The organism is Mucilaginibacter gotjawali (genome assembly GCF_002355435.1).
Taxonomy (GTDB): Bacteria; Bacteroidota; Bacteroidia; order Sphingobacteriales; family Sphingobacteriaceae; genus Mucilaginibacter; species Mucilaginibacter gotjawali.
The window spans coordinates 1,638,941-1,656,348 of sequence record NZ_AP017313.1 but is presented as its reverse complement, the minus strand read 5'-3'; the positions used below and the strand labels follow the sequence as shown (position 1 = coordinate 1,656,348).

General features: G+C 42.7%; 22 protein-coding genes. 19 read left to right on the top strand and 3 right to left on the bottom strand.

The genetic code is table 11. The features are described from left to right. Nucleotides 1-93: 93 nt before the first annotated feature. The 5 genes from mazG to MgSA37_RS07710 all read left to right on the top strand — a co-directional run bounded on the left by mazG (nt 94) and on the right by MgSA37_RS07710 (nt 4,363). On the top strand, nt 94-897 hold the full coding sequence (gene mazG, locus MgSA37_RS07730; protein ID WP_096350973.1) for a nucleoside triphosphate pyrophosphohydrolase: 804 nt from the start codon (nt 94-96) through the stop codon (nt 895-897). Between the two features lie 61 nt (nt 898-958). Then, a complete protein-coding gene (locus MgSA37_RS07725; RefSeq protein WP_096350970.1) occupies nt 959-1,405 on the top strand; it encodes a hypothetical protein in 447 nt (148 codons plus the stop codon). A 180-nt stretch (nt 1,406-1,585) separates the two neighbouring features. Beyond that, nucleotides 1,586-2,149 (top strand): RNA polymerase sigma factor, encoded by a 564-nt coding sequence (locus MgSA37_RS07720; protein ID WP_096350968.1) that lies wholly within the window; start codon nt 1,586-1,588, stop codon nt 2,147-2,149. After that, nucleotides 2,130-3,623 (top strand): outer membrane beta-barrel protein, encoded by a 1,494-nt coding sequence (locus MgSA37_RS07715; RefSeq protein WP_096350966.1) that lies wholly within the window; start codon nt 2,130-2,132, stop codon nt 3,621-3,623. Before MgSA37_RS07720 ends, MgSA37_RS07715 begins: the two co-directional genes overlap by 20 nt. Beyond that, entirely contained in the window at nt 3,620-4,363 is a 744-nt protein-coding gene (locus MgSA37_RS07710) for a hypothetical protein (RefSeq protein ID WP_096350965.1), read from the top strand. Before MgSA37_RS07715 ends, MgSA37_RS07710 begins: the two co-directional genes overlap by 4 nt. Before the next feature lie 200 nt (nt 4,364-4,563). Here the strand turns inward: MgSA37_RS07710 and MgSA37_RS07705 are convergent, their stop codons facing one another. Then, entirely contained in the window at nt 4,564-5,784 is a 1,221-nt protein-coding gene (locus MgSA37_RS07705; protein WP_096350963.1) for an ABC transporter permease, read from the bottom strand. An 84-nt stretch (nt 5,785-5,868) separates the two neighbouring features. Between MgSA37_RS07705 and MgSA37_RS07700 the strand changes: the two genes are divergently transcribed. From MgSA37_RS07700 to MgSA37_RS07650, 12 genes are all read left to right on the top strand, one after another. Then, nucleotides 5,869-7,101, top strand: coding sequence for an exo-beta-N-acetylmuramidase NamZ family protein (locus MgSA37_RS07700; RefSeq protein ID WP_096350962.1), 1,233 nt, complete (start codon nt 5,869-5,871; stop codon nt 7,099-7,101). Between the two features lie 157 nt (nt 7,102-7,258). Next, nucleotides 7,259-8,185 carry a methionyl-tRNA formyltransferase gene (fmt, locus tag MgSA37_RS07695; RefSeq protein WP_197706104.1) on the top strand — a complete coding sequence of 309 codons (927 nt, stop codon included), beginning with the start codon at nt 7,259-7,261 and terminating at the stop codon, nt 8,183-8,185. Further along, nucleotides 8,182-8,658 (top strand): DinB family protein, encoded by a 477-nt coding sequence (locus tag MgSA37_RS07690; protein ID WP_096350959.1) that lies wholly within the window; start codon nt 8,182-8,184, stop codon nt 8,656-8,658. Before fmt ends, MgSA37_RS07690 begins: the two co-directional genes overlap by 4 nt. 137 nt (nt 8,659-8,795) lie before the next feature. After that, nucleotides 8,796-9,326, top strand: coding sequence for a hypothetical protein (locus tag MgSA37_RS07685; protein ID WP_096350957.1), 531 nt, complete (start codon nt 8,796-8,798; stop codon nt 9,324-9,326). Then, on the top strand, nt 9,310-9,684 hold the full coding sequence (locus MgSA37_RS07680; protein ID WP_096350956.1) for a GerW family sporulation protein: 375 nt from the start codon (nt 9,310-9,312) through the stop codon (nt 9,682-9,684). Before MgSA37_RS07685 ends, MgSA37_RS07680 begins: the two co-directional genes overlap by 17 nt. Nucleotides 9,685-9,782: 98 nt before the next feature. After that, a complete protein-coding gene (locus MgSA37_RS07675) occupies nt 9,783-10,046 on the top strand; it encodes a DUF4342 domain-containing protein (RefSeq protein ID WP_096350954.1) in 264 nt (87 codons plus the stop codon). Continuing rightward, nucleotides 10,036-10,647, top strand: a complete 612-nt coding sequence (locus MgSA37_RS07670) for a hypothetical protein (RefSeq protein ID WP_096350953.1) — start codon at nt 10,036-10,038, stop codon at nt 10,645-10,647. The genes MgSA37_RS07675 and MgSA37_RS07670 overlap by 11 nt, the downstream gene beginning before the upstream one ends. 5 nt (nt 10,648-10,652) lie before the next feature. Beyond that, nucleotides 10,653-10,820: a hypothetical protein gene (locus tag MgSA37_RS28560; protein WP_172885301.1), complete on the top strand. Its 168-nt coding sequence runs from the start codon at nt 10,653-10,655 to the stop codon at nt 10,818-10,820. 12 nt (nt 10,821-10,832) lie between these two features. Then, complete coding sequence (locus MgSA37_RS07665) at nt 10,833-11,447, top strand: GyrI-like domain-containing protein (protein ID WP_096350951.1); 615 nt, start codon at nt 10,833-10,835, stop codon at nt 11,445-11,447. Between the two features lie 200 nt (nt 11,448-11,647). Then, a complete protein-coding gene (locus tag MgSA37_RS07660) occupies nt 11,648-12,832 on the top strand; it encodes an MFS transporter (protein ID WP_096350950.1) in 1,185 nt (394 codons plus the stop codon). 294 nt (nt 12,833-13,126) lie between these two features. Beyond that, nucleotides 13,127-13,906 (top strand): ABC transporter ATP-binding protein, encoded by a 780-nt coding sequence (locus MgSA37_RS07655; RefSeq protein WP_096350948.1) that lies wholly within the window; start codon nt 13,127-13,129, stop codon nt 13,904-13,906. Nucleotides 13,907-14,048: 142 nt separating this feature from the next. Next, nucleotides 14,049-14,798, top strand: coding sequence for an ABC transporter permease (locus MgSA37_RS07650; RefSeq protein WP_096350946.1), 750 nt, complete (start codon nt 14,049-14,051; stop codon nt 14,796-14,798). Between the two features lie 11 nt (nt 14,799-14,809). Here MgSA37_RS07650 and MgSA37_RS07645 read toward each other — a convergent pair whose 3' ends face one another. Together MgSA37_RS07645 and MgSA37_RS07640 are read right to left on the bottom strand one after the other, a co-directional pair. After that, the gene (locus MgSA37_RS07645) at nt 14,810-15,109 is read right to left on the bottom strand and encodes a hypothetical protein (RefSeq protein ID WP_172885300.1); all 300 of its coding nucleotides are present in this window, start codon (nt 15,107-15,109) and stop codon (nt 14,810-14,812) included. 113 nt (nt 15,110-15,222) lie between these two features. Continuing rightward, entirely contained in the window at nt 15,223-16,572 is a 1,350-nt protein-coding gene (locus MgSA37_RS07640) for a Gfo/Idh/MocA family protein (protein WP_096350943.1), read from the bottom strand. 172 nt (nt 16,573-16,744) lie between these two features. Between MgSA37_RS07640 and MgSA37_RS07635 the strand changes: the two genes are divergently transcribed. Then, a complete protein-coding gene (locus MgSA37_RS07635; protein WP_096350941.1) occupies nt 16,745-16,966 on the top strand; it encodes a hypothetical protein in 222 nt (73 codons plus the stop codon). A 202-nt stretch (nt 16,967-17,168) separates the two neighbouring features. Next, the gene (locus tag MgSA37_RS07630; protein ID WP_096350939.1) at nt 17,169-17,366 is read left to right on the top strand and encodes a KTSC domain-containing protein; all 198 of its coding nucleotides are present in this window, start codon (nt 17,169-17,171) and stop codon (nt 17,364-17,366) included. Nucleotides 17,367-17,408: the final 42 nt, after the last annotated feature.

Genomic DNA, 17,408 nt, shown 5'->3' with positions numbered 1-17,408 from the left:
TATCAAAAAAAAATTCTTAGGTTAACGGCTATGGCCGACAGGCAGGTTTCGGACTTTCGGACTTAAACCCTATTTTTACAGCAAATAAACACCATGCCATTAATACCTCCTTCCACCGCCGCTACTCCCGAAACTGCCTTTAGCCGGCTGTTAACTATCATGGATGATTTGCGCCTCAACTGCCCATGGGATAAAAAGCAAACACTTGAAAGCCTTCGCCATCTGACTATTGAAGAAACATACGAACTATCGGATGCGATATTAAGCGCGGATATGCCCGAAATTAAAAAGGAACTTGGTGATATTATGCTGCACCTGGTTTTTTATGCCCGTATTGCATCGGAAACCGATGATTTTAATATAACCGATGTGTTAAACAGCATTTGCGATAAGCTGGTAAACCGGCACCCGCATATTTATGGAGATGTAGAGGTAAAGGATGAAACCGACGTAAAACGCAACTGGGAGCAGATCAAACTAAAAGAGGGAAACCGTTCGGTATTGGCAGGCGTACCGGCATCTCTGCCTGCTTTGGTAAAAGCTTCGCGCATACAGGAGAAGGCGCGGGGTGTTGGCTTCGACTGGGAAGAGAAAAGCCAGGTATGGGCAAAAGTGGAAGAAGAAATGCAGGAATTCAGAAATGAATTTAATGCCGAGGATAATACCGCCATTGACCTGGAAAAAGCGGAAGGCGAATTTGGCGACCTGCTGTTTTCGCTCATCAATTACGCGCGTTTTATAAATATTAACCCCGAAGATGCTTTGGAAAAAACAAATCGTAAATTTATAAAGCGGTTCCAGTATCTTGAAAGCAAGGCAAAAGAAAGCGGCAAACAGCTGCATGATATGAGCCTTGCCGAAATGGATATTTTTTGGGAAGAGGCAAAAAGAAATTAATAGATACACATGATGTATCGTTTATATAAAAATCTTCGTACGGTTGATAAATAAATATTTCATGAAAAATCCTTTAGTATATTTTTTGCTATTCCTCCTGCTGCTTGTGTACGGCTGCTCAGGCAACAAAAGTAACAACCCCAACCCGACAGCACTTGCCCCTGTTGGAACCTTTAACGGGCATTTTGAAGTGATCCACCATAGGTCAGTTTCCATTGATTCAGCTTCAGCAAATATTACGCTGGAGATGCAGGCCGCTACCGGCTATAAAATTACCGGCGATACTGCAACCGTACACGAAGGGAGCTATGGAGGTTTTATTGTTTACCAGGCAAATAATACCATTTATTTCCAGGACCACGATACCTACCTGGCAGCAGGTGCAGCTGCAAAAGTCCATTTAAACGGTTTATATAGCTATTCCTATGACGGAACAACGCTTCAGATTGGTTATCATTCATACCTGGACACGCTCGTTCTGAAATATAATTTAAAGAAGGTTAATTAGTGAGTGGTGAATGGTGAATGGTGAATGGTGAGTGGTAAAAAGATGACCCGACATTGCCTCACAACTCACTACTCACAACTGACCGCTCACTAATTAAATTCAAACTGTATGTAGCGTTAACCGGCGCCTTTCCGTATTGTTAATAAATTAACTAAATTCAGGCTGAATTAAACACACTTAATGCATCAACCCCGGCGTATTGCTGAAGAAGAAATTATCAGTCAATGCAAAACAGGCAGCTTAAAGTACCAGGAATTGCTGTATAAACAATTCTATAGCTACGCTATGGGTATTGGTTTGCGCTATTGTTTGACCCGGGATGATGCCTTAGAAGTTGTAAATGACGCATTTATAAAAGTATTTAACTCAATAAGCAATTTCAACAGCGACAGACCTTTTAAAGCCTGGTTGCGTACCATTATTGTGAATACAAGTATCGACCGGCGGCGCAAGGACTTGAAACTTCAACTGAATGTTGATATTGACACTACTAACCCGCCCATACACGCCAGCGCATTAGACGACCTGCATGCGCAGGATATTATAAAAATGATGAGCGTATTGCCGCCAATACAGCTTACCATTTTCAATTTATATGAAATAGACGGGTATAGCCATGACGAAATAGCTATACTGCTGGCCATTCCGGTAAGTTCATCAAGAGTTTACCTGAGCAGGGCCAAAGAAAAATTAAGAAGTGCAATAAGAACTGAAGCATTAAAACATGGACGATCAGTTAGATAAGGACATTAAGAACCGCATTAGCGAGGTGTTCGATAATTACGAAGACCCGTCTGCTGATGAAGGCTGGTTGCTGCTGAGGGAAAAATTTCCCGAACAAAAAAAGCGCCGTGCTATCGCATGGCTATGGTGGAGCGCAGCCGCCCTGCTACTTTTATTTTTAAGTATTGGATTATTTGAAATTGAAAAGAATAATTCGCCGGTAGAACTCACCGGCATTAAAAAATACAGCCCTGCCGCACATCGAAATGCTGTAGCACAGAAAAGCAACCAAAAAACAACAAACGGCACACCATCCCCCGTTATAAAAAGTGAGCATAAAAGCATTGCCCAAAGTATTGCAAAAAGCAGTGTAAACCATGCAATGCCTGCACATAGCCAACCTGTTAATAGTCCTGCTGTCCCTAAGTTTATTCCCGGCGTTAGTGATGCGGGCAACAAAACGGCTCTTGCTGCAGATTTAAGGCCTGTACAAAGCAAACCCGTTGCTGCCGCTAACAACCCCGATTTTTTACCTGCTATTACTGATACAAGCAACAAAACGGCTCATGCAGTAAAAACCAGGGATAGTATTTTGCACAACAAAATACTATCTCAGCCGGACCAGTTTGCTGCCACTGCGCAAACGAATACGAACAACCCGGTTACCAGCGTAAATAAGCCGGGCACAATGGATGGAGGTAAAAACATTACGCCTGTGAACAAACCTGCCCCTCCATCAAAATCAATTTCAGCTATGTTTGCTGAAGACCATCAGCCTTTAGATAAAAACACTGCCGGGCAAAAAAAGATACTTTTTGGTATTTACGCAGCCACCTATTTTAACTATGCCAAAGGCAGCGGCAACCAGGCAAACCTGGGCGCGGGTGTTACCGCTGAAATAACCATAACGAAAAACTTAAAACTGGTTACAGGCATGACCATTGCTCAAAATTCGCTGGCTTTTAATAACAGTGCCCCTGTTTCCGGTTTGCAATTTTCGCCTAATGCAGCCGGCATCGCGGCAGGTAGCGCCCCTTCATCTAATTTAAACCAGATGGCATTATTTTCAACGGGGATGATCAACACCGCTTCTGTGCCAAGTTTTAAAAACTATAATGCAAACCTGGTTGGTTTAGATATCCCGCTGAACCTGAAATATGAATTTAATCCGAAGAAAACCGATTTATATATGCTGGCAGGCTTTAGTTCCGGCACTTTTATCAACGAAACTTATACTTATCAATATAACTACCCTGCTCTGGCTTCGCCCGGGTTGCAACAACTAAAGAATGAGAGCACGCATAGTAGTTTTAACGGTTTTTATGTTGGCAAAATGCTCAACTTTGCAGTGGGCGTGGGATACCCCCTTGGCAAAAACCGTATTGTGCTTGAGCCTTTCCTGAAATACCCGCTCCAGGGCCTGGGTTCGCAGGATATTAAATTTGGCGCGGGTGGCGTAAACCTTAAATTCAATTTCACAACCCATAAAAAATGAAGAAAACCTTTTTAACCTTATTTGCCTTCCTGGCATTTATACAGCTTCATGCCCAAAATATAGAGTTATCGCTACTGGGTAATACCGGCTTATTTCGGTATACCGGGAATTACACCACCTCTACTTCATTTATTAATGGCGGAGCGGCAAATTCTAAAACGGGCTACACCAACAATCCTTATGGAAATAAATTTGGTTTTAGTTATGGCGGCGGGGTGCAGGTACAGCACGTTGGCCGTTCAGGTTTTATTTTTGGCCTGCAGGGCGGCTATCAAATCTTAAGAAGCAAGGTTGATCTAAACGGTGTTTATCGAAGCGATCTTAATCAATCAGGTATCGACTTCACCATCCCCGCCCCTACCCCGGTTACCGGGCAAACCTATTTACAAAGCCAGGATATTAACGTTAACCCCTACATCGGTTATCGTTTGAAGATGAAAAAAGTAAAACTTGATTTGACGCCTGGTTTCGATGTTGCTTTTAATTTAAATACTCACGAATATGGCAAAGCAACAGATATGGGTGGGAATTTTTACAAAACTGACCAGGACAGAGGGAAATTCCCGGCCGATTTCAGGTTCAGCTTCCGTGCAACGGTAAGCTGCAACAAGTTTAGCATTACCGCCGGTTTTATACAGGGCTTAACCAATTTCAGCAACCATCTGTTTAACGATTCACCTACCGCCTACTATACGCACAGCCAATTGATCAGTTTGGGTTTGGCCTATCGTATAAGGTGAAAGGAGAAAGCGCCTTTCGGCGCTAAACTCATTGCCGTTTGGCTTCAGCCAACGGGTAATCAATTATATAAACAAACGATGGCTTTAGCTAAAACCGACAGATCAGGAAATTAAATAAATTACATAAAAACGATATCACGAAGAAAAAGTAACAAGCGTCGCTAAAGAAAATATGACCTGTTTCCTACCCTTTACCTCATCTATTTAAATCTTATTGCTTTAACGGGGGTAATTTTGGTTACCAACATCGATGGGCCAATCATTACCAGCAGGCATACCAAAAAAGTTCCTGCGTTAAGCAACAGTAAATCTGTCCATTTAAATTGTATCGGAACAAAATTCATATAATAGGATGCCGGATCGAGCTGGAAAATATGGGTGTTATATTGTATTATCTCTATTCCTAAACCAAAAGCATTCCCAAGCAGCATACCCAGGCAAATAAGATAAAGCGCGTTGAATAAGAATACCTTTTGGATCGTCCAGTTAGCGGCCCCCATGGCTTTCAATATGCCGATCATGTTTGTTCGCTCCAATATCATGATCAATAAGGCAGATATCATATTGATAACCGCCACGATGATCATCAATGACAAAACCACGCTGGTGTTCCCGTCAAGAAGGTCGAGCCATGCAAATATTGCAGGGTAATTATCCATTATGGTATAAGCTTTTAATCGGGCAGGCAAAAGGTCGTTTACCGCATCTTCGGCAGCATTCAACCGGTTAAAATCAGCCACTTTCAACTCGTAGCCGCCAATTTCATCAGGCGCCCAATTATTTAACCTGTTTATGAGGGAGATGTCACCTACCACGTAGGTTTTGTCCACCTCATCAATACCAAAACTAAAAACGCCACTAATTACAAATGGCCTTACACGAAGCGGCTCCTGCACAAAATAGATCAATACTTTATCACCTGGCTTCAACTGCAAACGGTTAGCAACAAATTTTGAGATCAAAAGTTGCTTTTTCCCCGTGGCTGTATCAGCAAGATCAGGGATATGCCCGGATACCAGGTTTTTTTTAAATACCGACCAATCGTAGGTCTTATCAACCCCTTTTAATACGATCCCTTCAATATCGCCCTTTGCCTTTATGATACCCGGTTTGGTGGCATAGGGCATCATCCTGGTTATTAATGGGCTCGCACTCACCTTTTTTTCCAGGTCAGGATTTGCTTTAAAAGGTGAGTTTTCCAATGAACCGTTCAGATCGTTTTTTACAATCACCATGTCACCTGAAAAGCCCCGCACTTTTTCCCTGATCGCACTTTTAAAACCGCGCACTATTCCCAACGACAGTATCATTACGCCCAGGCCGAGCATAATGCCAATAATGGCTATCCGTACAATCAGTTTTGAAAATGTACGCTTTGACTTAAATGTTATGCGATTAGCTACGAACCAGGCGAAATTCAATGCAACAGAGATTTTTTGTATCTTCGCAAAGATGCGGTTTTAACGTTAAAACTGGTACTTTTATATTGTACCGTATTTACATTTATGATAAGGATAAAGTTTTGTTTACTTTTCGCACTGGTGAATTACCTCATTGTAAGTCCGGCAACCGCGCAAAAAACTCATTATAAGCCTTATAAAACAGCCTTTTGGGCAAAAAACAAAGAAATAATTCCGGGAGCTGACCAAACCTACCTTTATATTGACTATCTTAAGGGAAAAAATATCGGGATGGTGATTAACCAAACTTCCGTCATCGGTAAGACCTTCACCCTTAGCGTTGACAGCCTGGTAGCACTGGGTATTTCTGTAAAAAAAATATTTGGCCCCGAACATGGCTTCAGGGGCAACGCAAGTAACGGGGCTGAAATTAACAGCACCATTGACGAAGCGACGCACATCCCGGTAATATCGCTGTATGGCAATAAACACTATAAACCTACACCGGACGACCTGGAGGGAATAGACCTGGTTATATTTGACATACAGGATGTTGGCGCCAGGTTTTATACTTACCTATCAACACTGCAATATGTAATGGAGGCCTGTGCCGAAAACAATGTTGAGCTGATGATTTTTGACAGGCCAAACCCCAATGGTTTTTATACTGACGGGCCCGTGCTGGATACAGCTTATCGCTCCTTCGTAGGGTTAAATCCTATACCCATAGCCCATGGCCTGACTATTGGCGAATACGCGCAAATGATTAATGGTGAAGGCTGGCTTAAAAACCATGTTCAATGCAAACTGCGTATTATTAAAGTAGCAAACTATAAGCACAGCAACGCCTATAAGCTTCCTGTTAACCCTTCTCCAAATTTAAATACAGATAAATCGGTTATTCTTTACCCGTCCGTTTGTTTATTTGAAGGGACAACTTTAAGCCTTGGCCGGGGTACCATGTACCCTTTTTTGCAAATCGGGCACCCAACTTTAGTGGGGAAATATACTTACTCCTTTAAACCGGTAAGCATCCCCGGCATGAGTGAAGACCCGCCACAAAAGGGTAAAATTTGCTATGGCATCGATCTGAAGGCTTACAATACTGATTTTATCCGTGCCGGCAAAGCGCTTAATTTAACCTGGCTGATCGAACTATATAAAGCCTTCCCGGACAAGCAGCATTTTTTTAATGCCTATTTTACAAAACTTGCGGGTACAGAAAAATTACAACAACAAATAGCGGCCGGCGAGAGCGAAAAAGAGATCCGAAAAACCTGGGAGCCTGCTTTAAGCCACTATAAAATGATACGGAAAAAGTATTTATTGTACCCGTGAGTGAATGTCGGATATCGCCTGCGGCAGGCAGGGATGTTCGACCCGATAGCTATCGGGTTTGGATTTTGGCGGGAATCCGAAAGTGTCTCCGCCGATCCACGGAGGAGGTTCAGTGGGGACCGGTTGATATATTAATTTTTTAGAACTACTAGCTGCTATGAGGATAATATTTATGGGTACGCCCCAGTTCGCTGTTACATCATTAGATGCATTAATTACCGCTGGTTGTAATATTGTGGCGGTTGTAACCGCGCCTGATAAACCCGCCGGGCGTGGGCAAAAACTCCATGAATCGGCAGTGAAGCAATACGCCGTCGAAAATGGTATACCGGTATTACAGCCCGAAAAATTAAAAGACCCTGCATTTTTAGAAGAACTGAAGTCATTTAATGCCGATCTGCAGGTAGTAGTAGCCTTCAGGATGTTGCCCGAAGTGGTTTGGAATATGCCCGCAAGGGGAACCATCAACCTGCATGCTTCGCTACTGCCGCAATACCGCGGTGCGGCCCCAATTAACTGGGTACTGATTAATGGCGAGCATGAAAGCGGCGTAACTACCTTTTTCCTGAAGCATGAAATTGATACCGGCGATATATTATTTACAGAAAAAGTGACCCTTACCGGCCACGAAACGGCCGGCGAACTGCATGACCGCCTGATGTACAAAGGCGCCGGACTGCTGGTAAAAACCGTTAAAGGCGTTGAAAGCGGCAGGTATAATGAGCACCCGCAGTCGCAGTTAACTGAAGGGGTTGAACTAAGGCACGCACCTAAAATTTTTAAGGAAGATTGCCTGATTAACTGGAACCAGCCTACTGTTACTATTTACAACAAAATACGCGGATTGAGTCCCATCCCTACCGCCTACACCCATTTAAATGGCAAGATCCTTAAAGTGTACAAATCAGTTTATGAAATTGAGCAGCATGATTTTGTACCAGGCCATTTTTTGACCGATAACAAAACCTTTTTAAAATTTGCCACCACCGATGGGTTCATCTGCTTAACAGAAGTACAGCTGGAAGGTAAAAAACAAATGGGAATTGAGGAGTTTTTGAGGGGGGTGAAGTTGGAAAAGCTATGACAGATATTCTTCAAAAACAATACGCACTGGTTCAAGGCTCAAGGGAAGTAGTTTTGAGCTTTATTGACAAACAGGTTGGTAATGATCTGAATACACCGGTACCGGCTTTTAACAACCAGCCTATCCGGTATTTCCTGGTGCATAATGCCGATTGTTACCTGCATTGGCTCGCTTATTTTGCATTGAAACAGCCTGCCAAACTGATCAATAATGAAGATTTCAACAATATGGACCTGATCCGCCAATTATACACCCGGGCTGATGATACTGTCGCCATTTTCTTTGAAAGTTTCAAAGAAAATATGGAAGTACTCCTTGAAGGCCATCATAACCGTGCCGGGTTGGTAAGCGTTACTCCCCTTCAGCTTTTCACCCATGTTACCACGCATGAATTCCATCATAAAGGGCAGATCATGACGATGTGCCGGTTGCTGGGGCATGTTCCCCCGGATACTGATGCAATCAGGTTTTAAAAATGCCCCTTGTATTCACACTTAATGGTCGTTATGTTAATTTTTTTTTGATCTGATAACTATCATTAAATGAATTGACAGCCATCATTTCATTCACGCATCAACACATTTAGCTTTACCCTGTAAACAGTTTAAAAATGACAGGGCTGCTGATTTTTGGACTAATATTAATTGCCGTTTTCAGCTATTTGCTTTTTGCGCCATTTTATCTTGAGATAAACAGCACCAGTGGTTTTTATGGCATCAAGTTTCATTACCTGGCAAGCGCGAACCTGGTTTTAGTTGATAATCGTTTAAAAATTAACATAAAAGCGGTTGGCTGGCACCGGTTAATAGACCCGTTTGCAAAAAACAAAAAAGCAGAAACTAAACCTGTTTCATCAAAAAAGAAAAAAAAGTCGCGGTTCTCTTTAGCGCTGGTAAAAGCATTATTAAAAACTTTTAAAATAAAAAAGTGCTATCTCAATATAGACACAGGAGACGTCCGGTTAAACGGGATACTGTATCCTATGGCCTATTGGTTGGGTGATTACACCGCCAAACCCATCACCATAAATTTTTTGCACCACAACGAGATTGACCTGGAAATAGAAAACAATATGGCTAGGCTGATTCGCGCTTATATCTATTCATCTATAAAAACAAAACATCATGGAAAACTTAAATGAAGTACTGGAAAAACTAACTGAGTTTTTGAAATCAGAAGTAAAGACCGAAACGATTATCGGTCAGCAATTTCAATTAGGCGAATTTACCTGTGTGCCTGTTATAAATGTAGGGCTTGGCCTTGGCACCGGCGGCGGCGAAGGCAAAGGCAACTCAAAAAAAACAGGCGAAGGTGAAGGCGTTGGCGCAGGTGGCGGGGCAGGCATCGGTATGGGGCCGGTTGGATTTTTAGTAACCAACGGCGGCGAAATCCAGTTCATCCCGACCCGTACGTCAAAAGGACTTGGCGCATTGGTGGAAAAAGTGCCGGACATTTTTGAAAGGTATTTTAATAAAGAAAAAGAACCTGTGCATGCCTGATTAGCATGGAGATTAAAGGCAGCTAATCTTTAATTGATTGGCTGCCAAAACTCCTTTTGAGGATCAAAAAAAACAATCAATATTAAACAAATACGACCATGACAACCAAAGAATCATTCTCCATTAATGGAGAAATCCTGCTTAAGAAAATAAAAGAGCTGATAGCCGAAGGCAATGTCAGAAAGATTACCATTATTGATAAGTCGGGCAAAGAATTGGTTTCACTCCCTTTAACCGTCGGCGTGGTTGGCGCATTGCTTGCACCGGTACTGGCTGCAGTTGGCGCAATGGCAGCCTTAATTGGTGAGTGCACCATCAATGTTGAAAGGGAAGAAGTTAAAAAAGAAGAAAATGAACATTAACCGGCTCGGCTTTTGGTCGGCTATACTGTCGCTGATTTTTGCAATGGGTTATGCTGTTGCACAATTATTATCATGGCTTAATATTCTGCAGCACCCGCACGAATTGTTCTGGCTTTTTTTGCCATCGCTATTTTTGGCACCGGCTTTCATGGTGCTGATAGCCTGCCTGCATTACGCAGCAAACGGGCATGAAAAAATTTGGACAGCGATAGCAATCAGTTTTGGAGTTATTTACTGCGCATTTGCAACCATGAACTACTTTACCCAGCTCACTGTAATTGTGCCGGCGTTGATAAGACGCGAAATAAATGAAACCTACCCGCTTGCTTTTAAACATGGTAGTTTCATGTTTGCAATTGACTGCCTGGGTTATTTTTTTATGAGCCTCTCCTCCCTGTTTGCTGCGTTTGCGTTTCGCAAAAAATACAAAAACTTATATACCTGGATGCTGATCAACGGATTACTGATCCTGATTTTTATAGCTGCCTATTTTAACCCCTTCTTTTATTTCATAGGCTCAGTGTGGATAGTAACTTTTTCGCTTTCCATGATTTATGCAGCCAGATTATTTCATAATAATTCACAAACAGTTAAAACTTAAACAAAATGAACACAGAATGGCACCTGGCACATCCCATGCCAAAAAACGCAAACAAAGAAGAACGAATAGCCTGGCACCTGGAGCACGTTAAACATTGCCATTGCCGCGAAATTCCTGAAAACTTGATGGAAGAAATAAAGAAGTTGAATGTTAAAGCTCCGGTAACTACCTAAGGCTAAAATACAATGAAAAGGATAGATTTAAAAAAAGACTTTGCAGCGCTTTATAAAGTGTCCGCCAATAAAATCAGCCTGGTAACCGTACCCAAACTCAATTACCTGATGATTGACGGGCATGGCGACCCCAATAATTCCGTACAATTCCAGGAAGCTGTTAATGCGCTGTTCAGCGTTTCATACACGCTTAAATTTATGTTAAAAAAAAGCGAGCAGCAAATTGACTATGGTGTAATGCCATTGGAAGGCCTGTGGTGGACCGATGACATGAACAGCTTTTCGATGGAGAATAAGGCCGCCTGGAAATGGACTATAATGATTATGCAGCCCGATTTTATAACCAGCCCCATTATTGAACAGGCCAAAGAGCTGGCCGCCGGGAGAAAAGCCCTTCCTATGCTCAATAATTTAAGGCTTGAGAGCATGGAAGAAGGGGTATGCGCACAATTACTGCATATAGGGCCATATAGCGCCGAAGGGCCAAATATTTTAAAACTGCATGCTTTCATCAAAGAAAATGGTTATAAACTGCACGGCAAACACCGGGAAATATACCTGAACGATATGCGCAGAACCGCACCCGAAAAATTGAAAACTATCATCAGGCAGCCCGTAACCAAATAAAAATATAATTATAGCGGCCAAAGCAATACCTTATCCGCTACGTACTTTCAAATATTATTGGGGGATTAAGTATTGTTGCAGCATTAAACTCTTTTTGACATGCCTGCAAAAATCAGGCAAAAAAATTCACATGCCAGGGGACCCGTTAAAAAAAACCGCTTGCGGTAGCTATAACTGACAGATAATTTATAAATTCTGCAATGAAAATAATCACCAGGAATGTGCTAATCCTGTCAATGGTGAGTCTTTTTACAGATATTGCCAGTGAAATGTTGTACCCGGTGATGCCGGTATATTTGCGTGCCATTGGCTTTTCTGTCATTTTGATAGGCATCCTGGAGGGCGTTGCAGAAGCAACAGCGGGCTTAAGCAAAGGTTATTTCGGCAATTTAAGCGATGCCACCGGCAAGCGGTCGCCCTTTATTCGGATTGGATACGCACTTAGCGCTATATCAAAACCGATGATGGCCCTCTTTAAATATCCATTATGGGTGTTCTTTTCGCGCACCACAGACCGACTTGGCAAAGGGATAAGGACGGGCGCCAGGGACGCCTTACTTTCGGACGAAACAACATCGAGATACAAGGGACGTGTTTTTGGTTTTCACAGGAGCATGGATACTTTGGGAGCGGTGTTTGGCCCATTAATCGCCCTTTTGTACCTTGTCTTTCATCCGGGGAATTACAAAGCTTTATTCTTCATTGCATTTATTCCGGGCATACTATCAATCGGTATTACTTTTTTAATCCGTGAAAAGAAAAAAACCGTTCCTTCATTGGTTAAGAAACCTGGCTTTTTAGATTTTATTAAATACTGGAAAGTCAGTCATGCCGTTTATCGGCAGTTGCTTATCGCCTTATTATTTTTTGCATTGCTAAACAGTTCGGATGTATTCCTGCTTTTAAAGATCAAAGAAAACGGGTTTAGCGATACCACGGTTATCGGTATTTATGTTTTTTACAATTTTGTATACGCAGCATTCTCCTACCCTTTGGGCAAACTTGCCGATAAAACAGGGATGAAAAGCGTTTTAATTGCCGGGCTGCTGTTTTTTGTTGCTGTTTATGCCGGCATGGCAATAAACAAAAGTGAATTATTTTATTTTGTTCTATTCTTTTTATACGGCATTTATGCTGCTGCGACCGAAGGGATAACAAAAGCCTGGATCACTAATATCTGCAAAGAAAAAGACACGGCCACCGCGATTGGCATGTACACATCTTTTCAAAGTATATGTACGCTGCTGGCCAGTTCAATAACCGGGCTGGTGTGGTATGCCTATGGCGGAAAAACGGCATTGCTGATAACCGCCGGGGGCGTTTTTTTGATCATCCCCTACCTTTTATTATTGAAACCGGGTTATAAATTAAACAAGGTTGACTAATCCTATTAAGTTTTAATAAACCATAACCATGCAAAAAACGCTGTTTATTCAGAATTTTAAACTTTGATTTTTCTTCAGGGAATCATTGCCATGTGCTCAGTAAACTGATAAAGCTATCGGTGATAAAGCCAATCTGATCCGCGAAAGAATTAAATAGCCTGAACGCTATTGCAATATCAATTTGCCTTTTTGGGGAAATACAACAAACTAGGGTTTATTGTGATTTTTATTTAGAAATTTGGGCCGAAACGTGTAACACCACTTGTTACCGGTCATCTTAAATCAAAATACTGAATGAACCAGCAGGAAGCAAATATATTAACGGTAGACGGGTTAAGTGTTAGTTATGGCAATTTTCAGGCAGTACAAAATATTTCCTTCGATGTGCGTAAGGGCGAGATCTTTGGACTGCTTGGACCAAATGGCGCGGGAAAAACCAGCACCCTTAGCGCGATTGAGGGCCTCCTGAAACCAGATTCGGGCGCGGTAACTGTTGATGGGTACAACTCCATCGAAAAACCATTACATGCCAGGGCCTCCCTCGGGGTTCAATTGCAGTCAACCAGTTTCCAGCCGGAGTTGTTTGTGATAGAGGTATTGCAGCTTTACGCCGGCGTTTATGGCTTATCGCTAAGCAAAGATGATATCCTGGCCCTGTTAAGGGACATCAACCTGGAAGACCAGGCGTTTAAAAAATTCGGCCAGCTTTCAGGCGGGCAGCAGCAAAGGGTTTCGCTGGTGATATCAACCATCCACAATCCCAAACTGGTATTGCTTGACGAACCCACAACCGGCCTCGATCCGCAATCGCGCCGGCAGCTTTGGGAACGCATTGAAGCGATCCGCGAAAAAGGGCATGCTGTATTGCTCACTACGCATTCGATGGAGGAAGCGGAGTCTGTTTGCGACAGGATAGCGATCATTGATCATGGTAAGATCATCGCCATTGATACGCCGCAAGAGATCATTGATAAACACCGCGATGACCCGGAGGTAATCAGCGTGTCCCGCAGGGGCAAAATTACCTTAGAAGACGTTTTTATAGCACTTACCGGGAAAGCAGTGCGTCAGTGAGTGGGAAGTAGTGAGTGGTGAGTGGTGAATAGTGAGTAGTGAGTAGTGAATGGTGATTAGTGAATGGTGAGCGAGGGTAAAAAACTCACTCCTGACATCTCACTACTCACAAAAAATAGATCAATAATTTAATAATTAATAAATGGCTACCCTAATACCCAAAACATCCACAGTACTTACTTCGCTTTTGCGCGCTGACTTTACTACGCAATGGCGTAACCGGCGGGCGGTGGTGTTAACGCTGGTTGTTCCGCTCATTATATTAACATCATGGAAAGGGTTAATCAGTATAGTTGGAGGCCCTTTTGTATTGGCTAATAGCATTACTATCGGCCTTTTCGCTTCGGGTTTAATGGGCTATGCCAATGCCACTGCCCGCGACCGCGACAAAGGAATATTTCAAAGATTACGCGTTGCGCCGGTACCATCCTGGGCCATTATGGCAAGTCGCCTCCTTGTCCAGCTGGCCATGATCCTTATCATTACCACTGCTGTATTTGTAATCGGCAAGGAATATGACGGAATAACACTAAGCCCGGCGGCTTATGTATTTACTTATTTTACTGCGATAATCGGCGGGGCTGTGTCATTAAGCCTGGGCCAAATGGTTGTAGGATGGATAAAAAATCCTGAAACCATTAACTCTACCACCAGGCTGATCTACCTGGCATTTATAATGGTTGGAATGTTTGGTGAGTTAAATAAATTGGGCGAAACAATGGATGAAGCTGTGCAATGGTCGCCCTATGGTGCGGTTAAAACCATTCTGTCCATGAGCATGGAACCAGACAAGTGGAACAACCATGCCTCCATGGCGCTATTAGTAACCATAGCATACATTACTATATTTACAACTTTGGGGATAAAATGGTTTAAATGGAATACTAAGTAAGATTTTTACGATCAGCACATGCCGGCCAGCAAATAACTTTCCAGCCGGGGAATAAACTTGCTGATGGTCTCTGTACCAAAAACATTTCCAAACGCCTTATTGCGAAAAGTATAAAGTATGAGGCCATTTTTGAGGCTCTCGATGTGAAATTCAAGGCCTTCAACCTCCCACAAGATGTAGAAGCTTTCTGCCGGAGTGTACTCAAATTTTGATTTTCTTTCAATATTAATATCATCCATATAATTGAGGATGCGCTCCACATTTTGCAGCACAAAGGCTTTGGGAAGCGGATTCTCAAAGTCGAAGTTCATAATAATTTCTTCTATCTCCGGATGCATAAAAAAAGGCAAAAATTTAATCTTTGCCTTTATACGTTTACAGGGGCACATTGGTTTCGTATTCCGCAGCCCGTTTCATAAAAAAATCAAAACCCGCTGTCGTCCAGCGCAAAAGAATTTTTACGGGTTTGCCATTTACCCCTGGTAAAGTCGGGGAAAGCCTGCGGCATATTGCCCTCGGCTATTGACTTTTCTGATAAAGGTGTAATAGCGCTCATGGTAACCGAATCATAAACATCAATTGGTGTTTGCCTGCCCTGTTTTACGGCCTGCACAAAAGCGTTAAATACAAACCAGTCCATACCGCCATGACCTGCGCCCTCGGCATTGGTTTCGTATTTTTTCCAAAGCGGGTGATCGTACTTTTTAAACCAATCATCTTCTCCGTCCCATTCGTCTTCTTCCTTGCTGTGGTGTTCAATATAAACACTTTTGGCAACATCCATCCAAAGCCCTTTGGTGCCTTGCACCCTGAAACCGAGCGAATACGGCCTTGGTAAATGGGTATCATGCGAAAGCAAAACGGTTTCGCCATTGGCGCAGTTAATCATCGTAGTAATCACATCCCCATTTTTGTAATTGATCTTGGCATTTTTGTTGCCAGGCGCCAATTCTTCCACATAGGCGGCCAAACCGCGGGCCTTCGAGCTGAAAGATACCAGGTTGGTAAAGCGGTTGCCTGCATTAATATCCGCATAATGCATCAGCGGGCCTACGCCATGCGTTGGGTAAATATCTGCATTGCGGTCAATATTGAATTGTGTGCGCCATTGTGCCTCACTTAAAGCATCCGGCCCGAATTCAACCCCGTGACCCGCAAAATGCTTACCATCATTAAACAGCACCTCGCGCAGGTTGTGCTGGTAGCCACCTTCGTAATGGATCATTTCGCCAAACAGGCCCTGCCGCACCATATTTAAAACAGCCATCACATCCCGGCGATAGCAAACGTTCTCCAAAGTCATGTAAGGCATCCCTGTACTTTCGGAGGTATGCACCAGCTCCCAGTGGTCTTCCATGCTTAAACCGGCTATTACCTCGCAGCCAACATATTTACCGGCCTTCATGGCATCGATAGCCTGGGGATGGTGAAACTGCCACGGCGTGGCAATGATAACGGCGTCAATGTCCTTACGGTCCAGCAATCGTTTATAAGCGTCAAGGCTGCCGATATACTCCTGCGGTAAAGGTTTTCCGGCTTTTGTAAATTGTTCGCGGCAATATTTCAATGAACTTTCCTGGGTATCGCAGATCGCTACGATATCCACATCGTCCCGCAGCAAACCTTCACCGATATGGCTGCGGCCACGAAGGCCCACACCAATATAACCCAGCCGCACTTTATCCTTATTGGATGCAAAAAGGCTACCAGCCGGCAATAATGTTAAACCTGCCGCAGCAATTGAACTTTGCTTAATAAACGTTCTTCTTTCCATAATTTTTACTTTGACAATTTGTTGATTTGAAGCTATACTGTTTTGAAAATAACAATGGTATCTCAAAATAAGCCATAAAATTTTAAAGAATTTATGCGATTGATAAATTAAAATTTGAAATTTTTATACCTTTACCGCCATAATCAACATCCTTGCGGTTAATCATAATACAATGAAAAAATTCAGCATACTTCTTTTTATACTAGGCGTAATCGTAACCATCGGTTTAATTATCTATTACAAATCGGTAGTTAATGTAGTTGATTCCGATTCAATGACGATTAGCCCAAGCGGTGATATGGTAGCTAAATGGCCTATATTTGTGGGCATCATCATGGTATTTGTGGGCGGTGTATTTTTCTACATCAGTAAATACGGAAAAAAGATCGACTAAATTCTCAGGCATAATCCTCCCGGCCACTGTTAAAATCAAATTTCCGGCGGCTCCTCCTGTTAGTAAGTTTTGCGGGCTATAGTGAACGCCATTTATAACGTGCTATAAATGGTCAAATAAAAAGAACGACTGTTTTTCCCGCTTTCTTTCGGCGCATCATCAAGCGGCACTCCTGCGGCATAAATATTGATTGCAGATCAATATGCCATCTTCTGTGATAACATCCTTTAAATATAATCCCGGCAGGCAAACGCTGCAGGTTATTTTTGTTTCGGGTAGCGTTTATGACTACAAAAACGTGCCCGAAGATGTGTACCGGCAAATGGTGGCTGCGGCCTCAAAAGGAGCATTTTTAAACCGCGAGGTTAAAACCAGGTTTCGCTTTAAAAAGATAAAATGAGGTGTCGGGCCATTTAACAGAATTAATAGTTTGGCGTTAATG

Bases quoted from the DNA above. Each gene is read 5' to 3' on its own strand.
- MgSA37_RS07635 (WP_096350941.1), top strand. From the start codon at position 16,745: ATGAAAAAATTCAGCATACTTCTTTTTATACTAGGCGTAATCGTAACC.
- MgSA37_RS28560 (WP_172885301.1), top strand. From the start codon at position 10,653: ATGAACACAGAATGGCACCTGGCACATCCCATGCCAAAAAACGCAAAC.
- MgSA37_RS07630 (WP_096350939.1), top strand. From the start codon at position 17,169: ATGCCATCTTCTGTGATAACATCCTTTAAATATAATCCCGGCAGGCAA.
- mazG (WP_096350973.1), top strand. From the start codon at position 94: ATGCCATTAATACCTCCTTCCACCGCCGCTACTCCCGAAACTGCCTTT.
- MgSA37_RS07675 (WP_096350954.1), top strand. From the start codon at position 9,783: ATGACAACCAAAGAATCATTCTCCATTAATGGAGAAATCCTGCTTAAG.
- MgSA37_RS07685 (WP_096350957.1), top strand. From the start codon at position 8,796: ATGACAGGGCTGCTGATTTTTGGACTAATATTAATTGCCGTTTTCAGC.
- MgSA37_RS07665 (WP_096350951.1), top strand. From the start codon at position 10,833: ATGAAAAGGATAGATTTAAAAAAAGACTTTGCAGCGCTTTATAAAGTG.
- MgSA37_RS07655 (WP_096350948.1), top strand. From the start codon at position 13,127: ATGAACCAGCAGGAAGCAAATATATTAACGGTAGACGGGTTAAGTGTT.
- MgSA37_RS07670 (WP_096350953.1), top strand. From the start codon at position 10,036: ATGAACATTAACCGGCTCGGCTTTTGGTCGGCTATACTGTCGCTGATT.
- MgSA37_RS07700 (WP_096350962.1), top strand. From the start codon at position 5,869: ATGATAAGGATAAAGTTTTGTTTACTTTTCGCACTGGTGAATTACCTC.
- MgSA37_RS07715 (WP_096350966.1), top strand. From the start codon at position 2,130: ATGGACGATCAGTTAGATAAGGACATTAAGAACCGCATTAGCGAGGTG.
- MgSA37_RS07680 (WP_096350956.1), top strand. From the start codon at position 9,310: ATGGAAAACTTAAATGAAGTACTGGAAAAACTAACTGAGTTTTTGAAA.
- MgSA37_RS07710 (WP_096350965.1), top strand. From the start codon at position 3,620: ATGAAGAAAACCTTTTTAACCTTATTTGCCTTCCTGGCATTTATACAG.
- MgSA37_RS07690 (WP_096350959.1), top strand. From the start codon at position 8,182: ATGACAGATATTCTTCAAAAACAATACGCACTGGTTCAAGGCTCAAGG.
- MgSA37_RS07725 (WP_096350970.1), top strand. From the start codon at position 959: ATGAAAAATCCTTTAGTATATTTTTTGCTATTCCTCCTGCTGCTTGTG.
- MgSA37_RS07650 (WP_096350946.1), top strand. From the start codon at position 14,049: ATGGCTACCCTAATACCCAAAACATCCACAGTACTTACTTCGCTTTTG.
- MgSA37_RS07720 (WP_096350968.1), top strand. From the start codon at position 1,586: ATGCATCAACCCCGGCGTATTGCTGAAGAAGAAATTATCAGTCAATGC.
- MgSA37_RS07645 (WP_172885300.1), bottom strand. From the start codon at position 15,109: ATGAACTTCGACTTTGAGAATCCGCTTCCCAAAGCCTTTGTGCTGCAA.
- MgSA37_RS07640 (WP_096350943.1), bottom strand. From the start codon at position 16,572: ATGGAAAGAAGAACGTTTATTAAGCAAAGTTCAATTGCTGCGGCAGGT.
- MgSA37_RS07660 (WP_096350950.1), top strand. From the start codon at position 11,648: ATGAAAATAATCACCAGGAATGTGCTAATCCTGTCAATGGTGAGTCTT.
- fmt (WP_197706104.1), top strand. From the start codon at position 7,259: ATGAGGATAATATTTATGGGTACGCCCCAGTTCGCTGTTACATCATTA.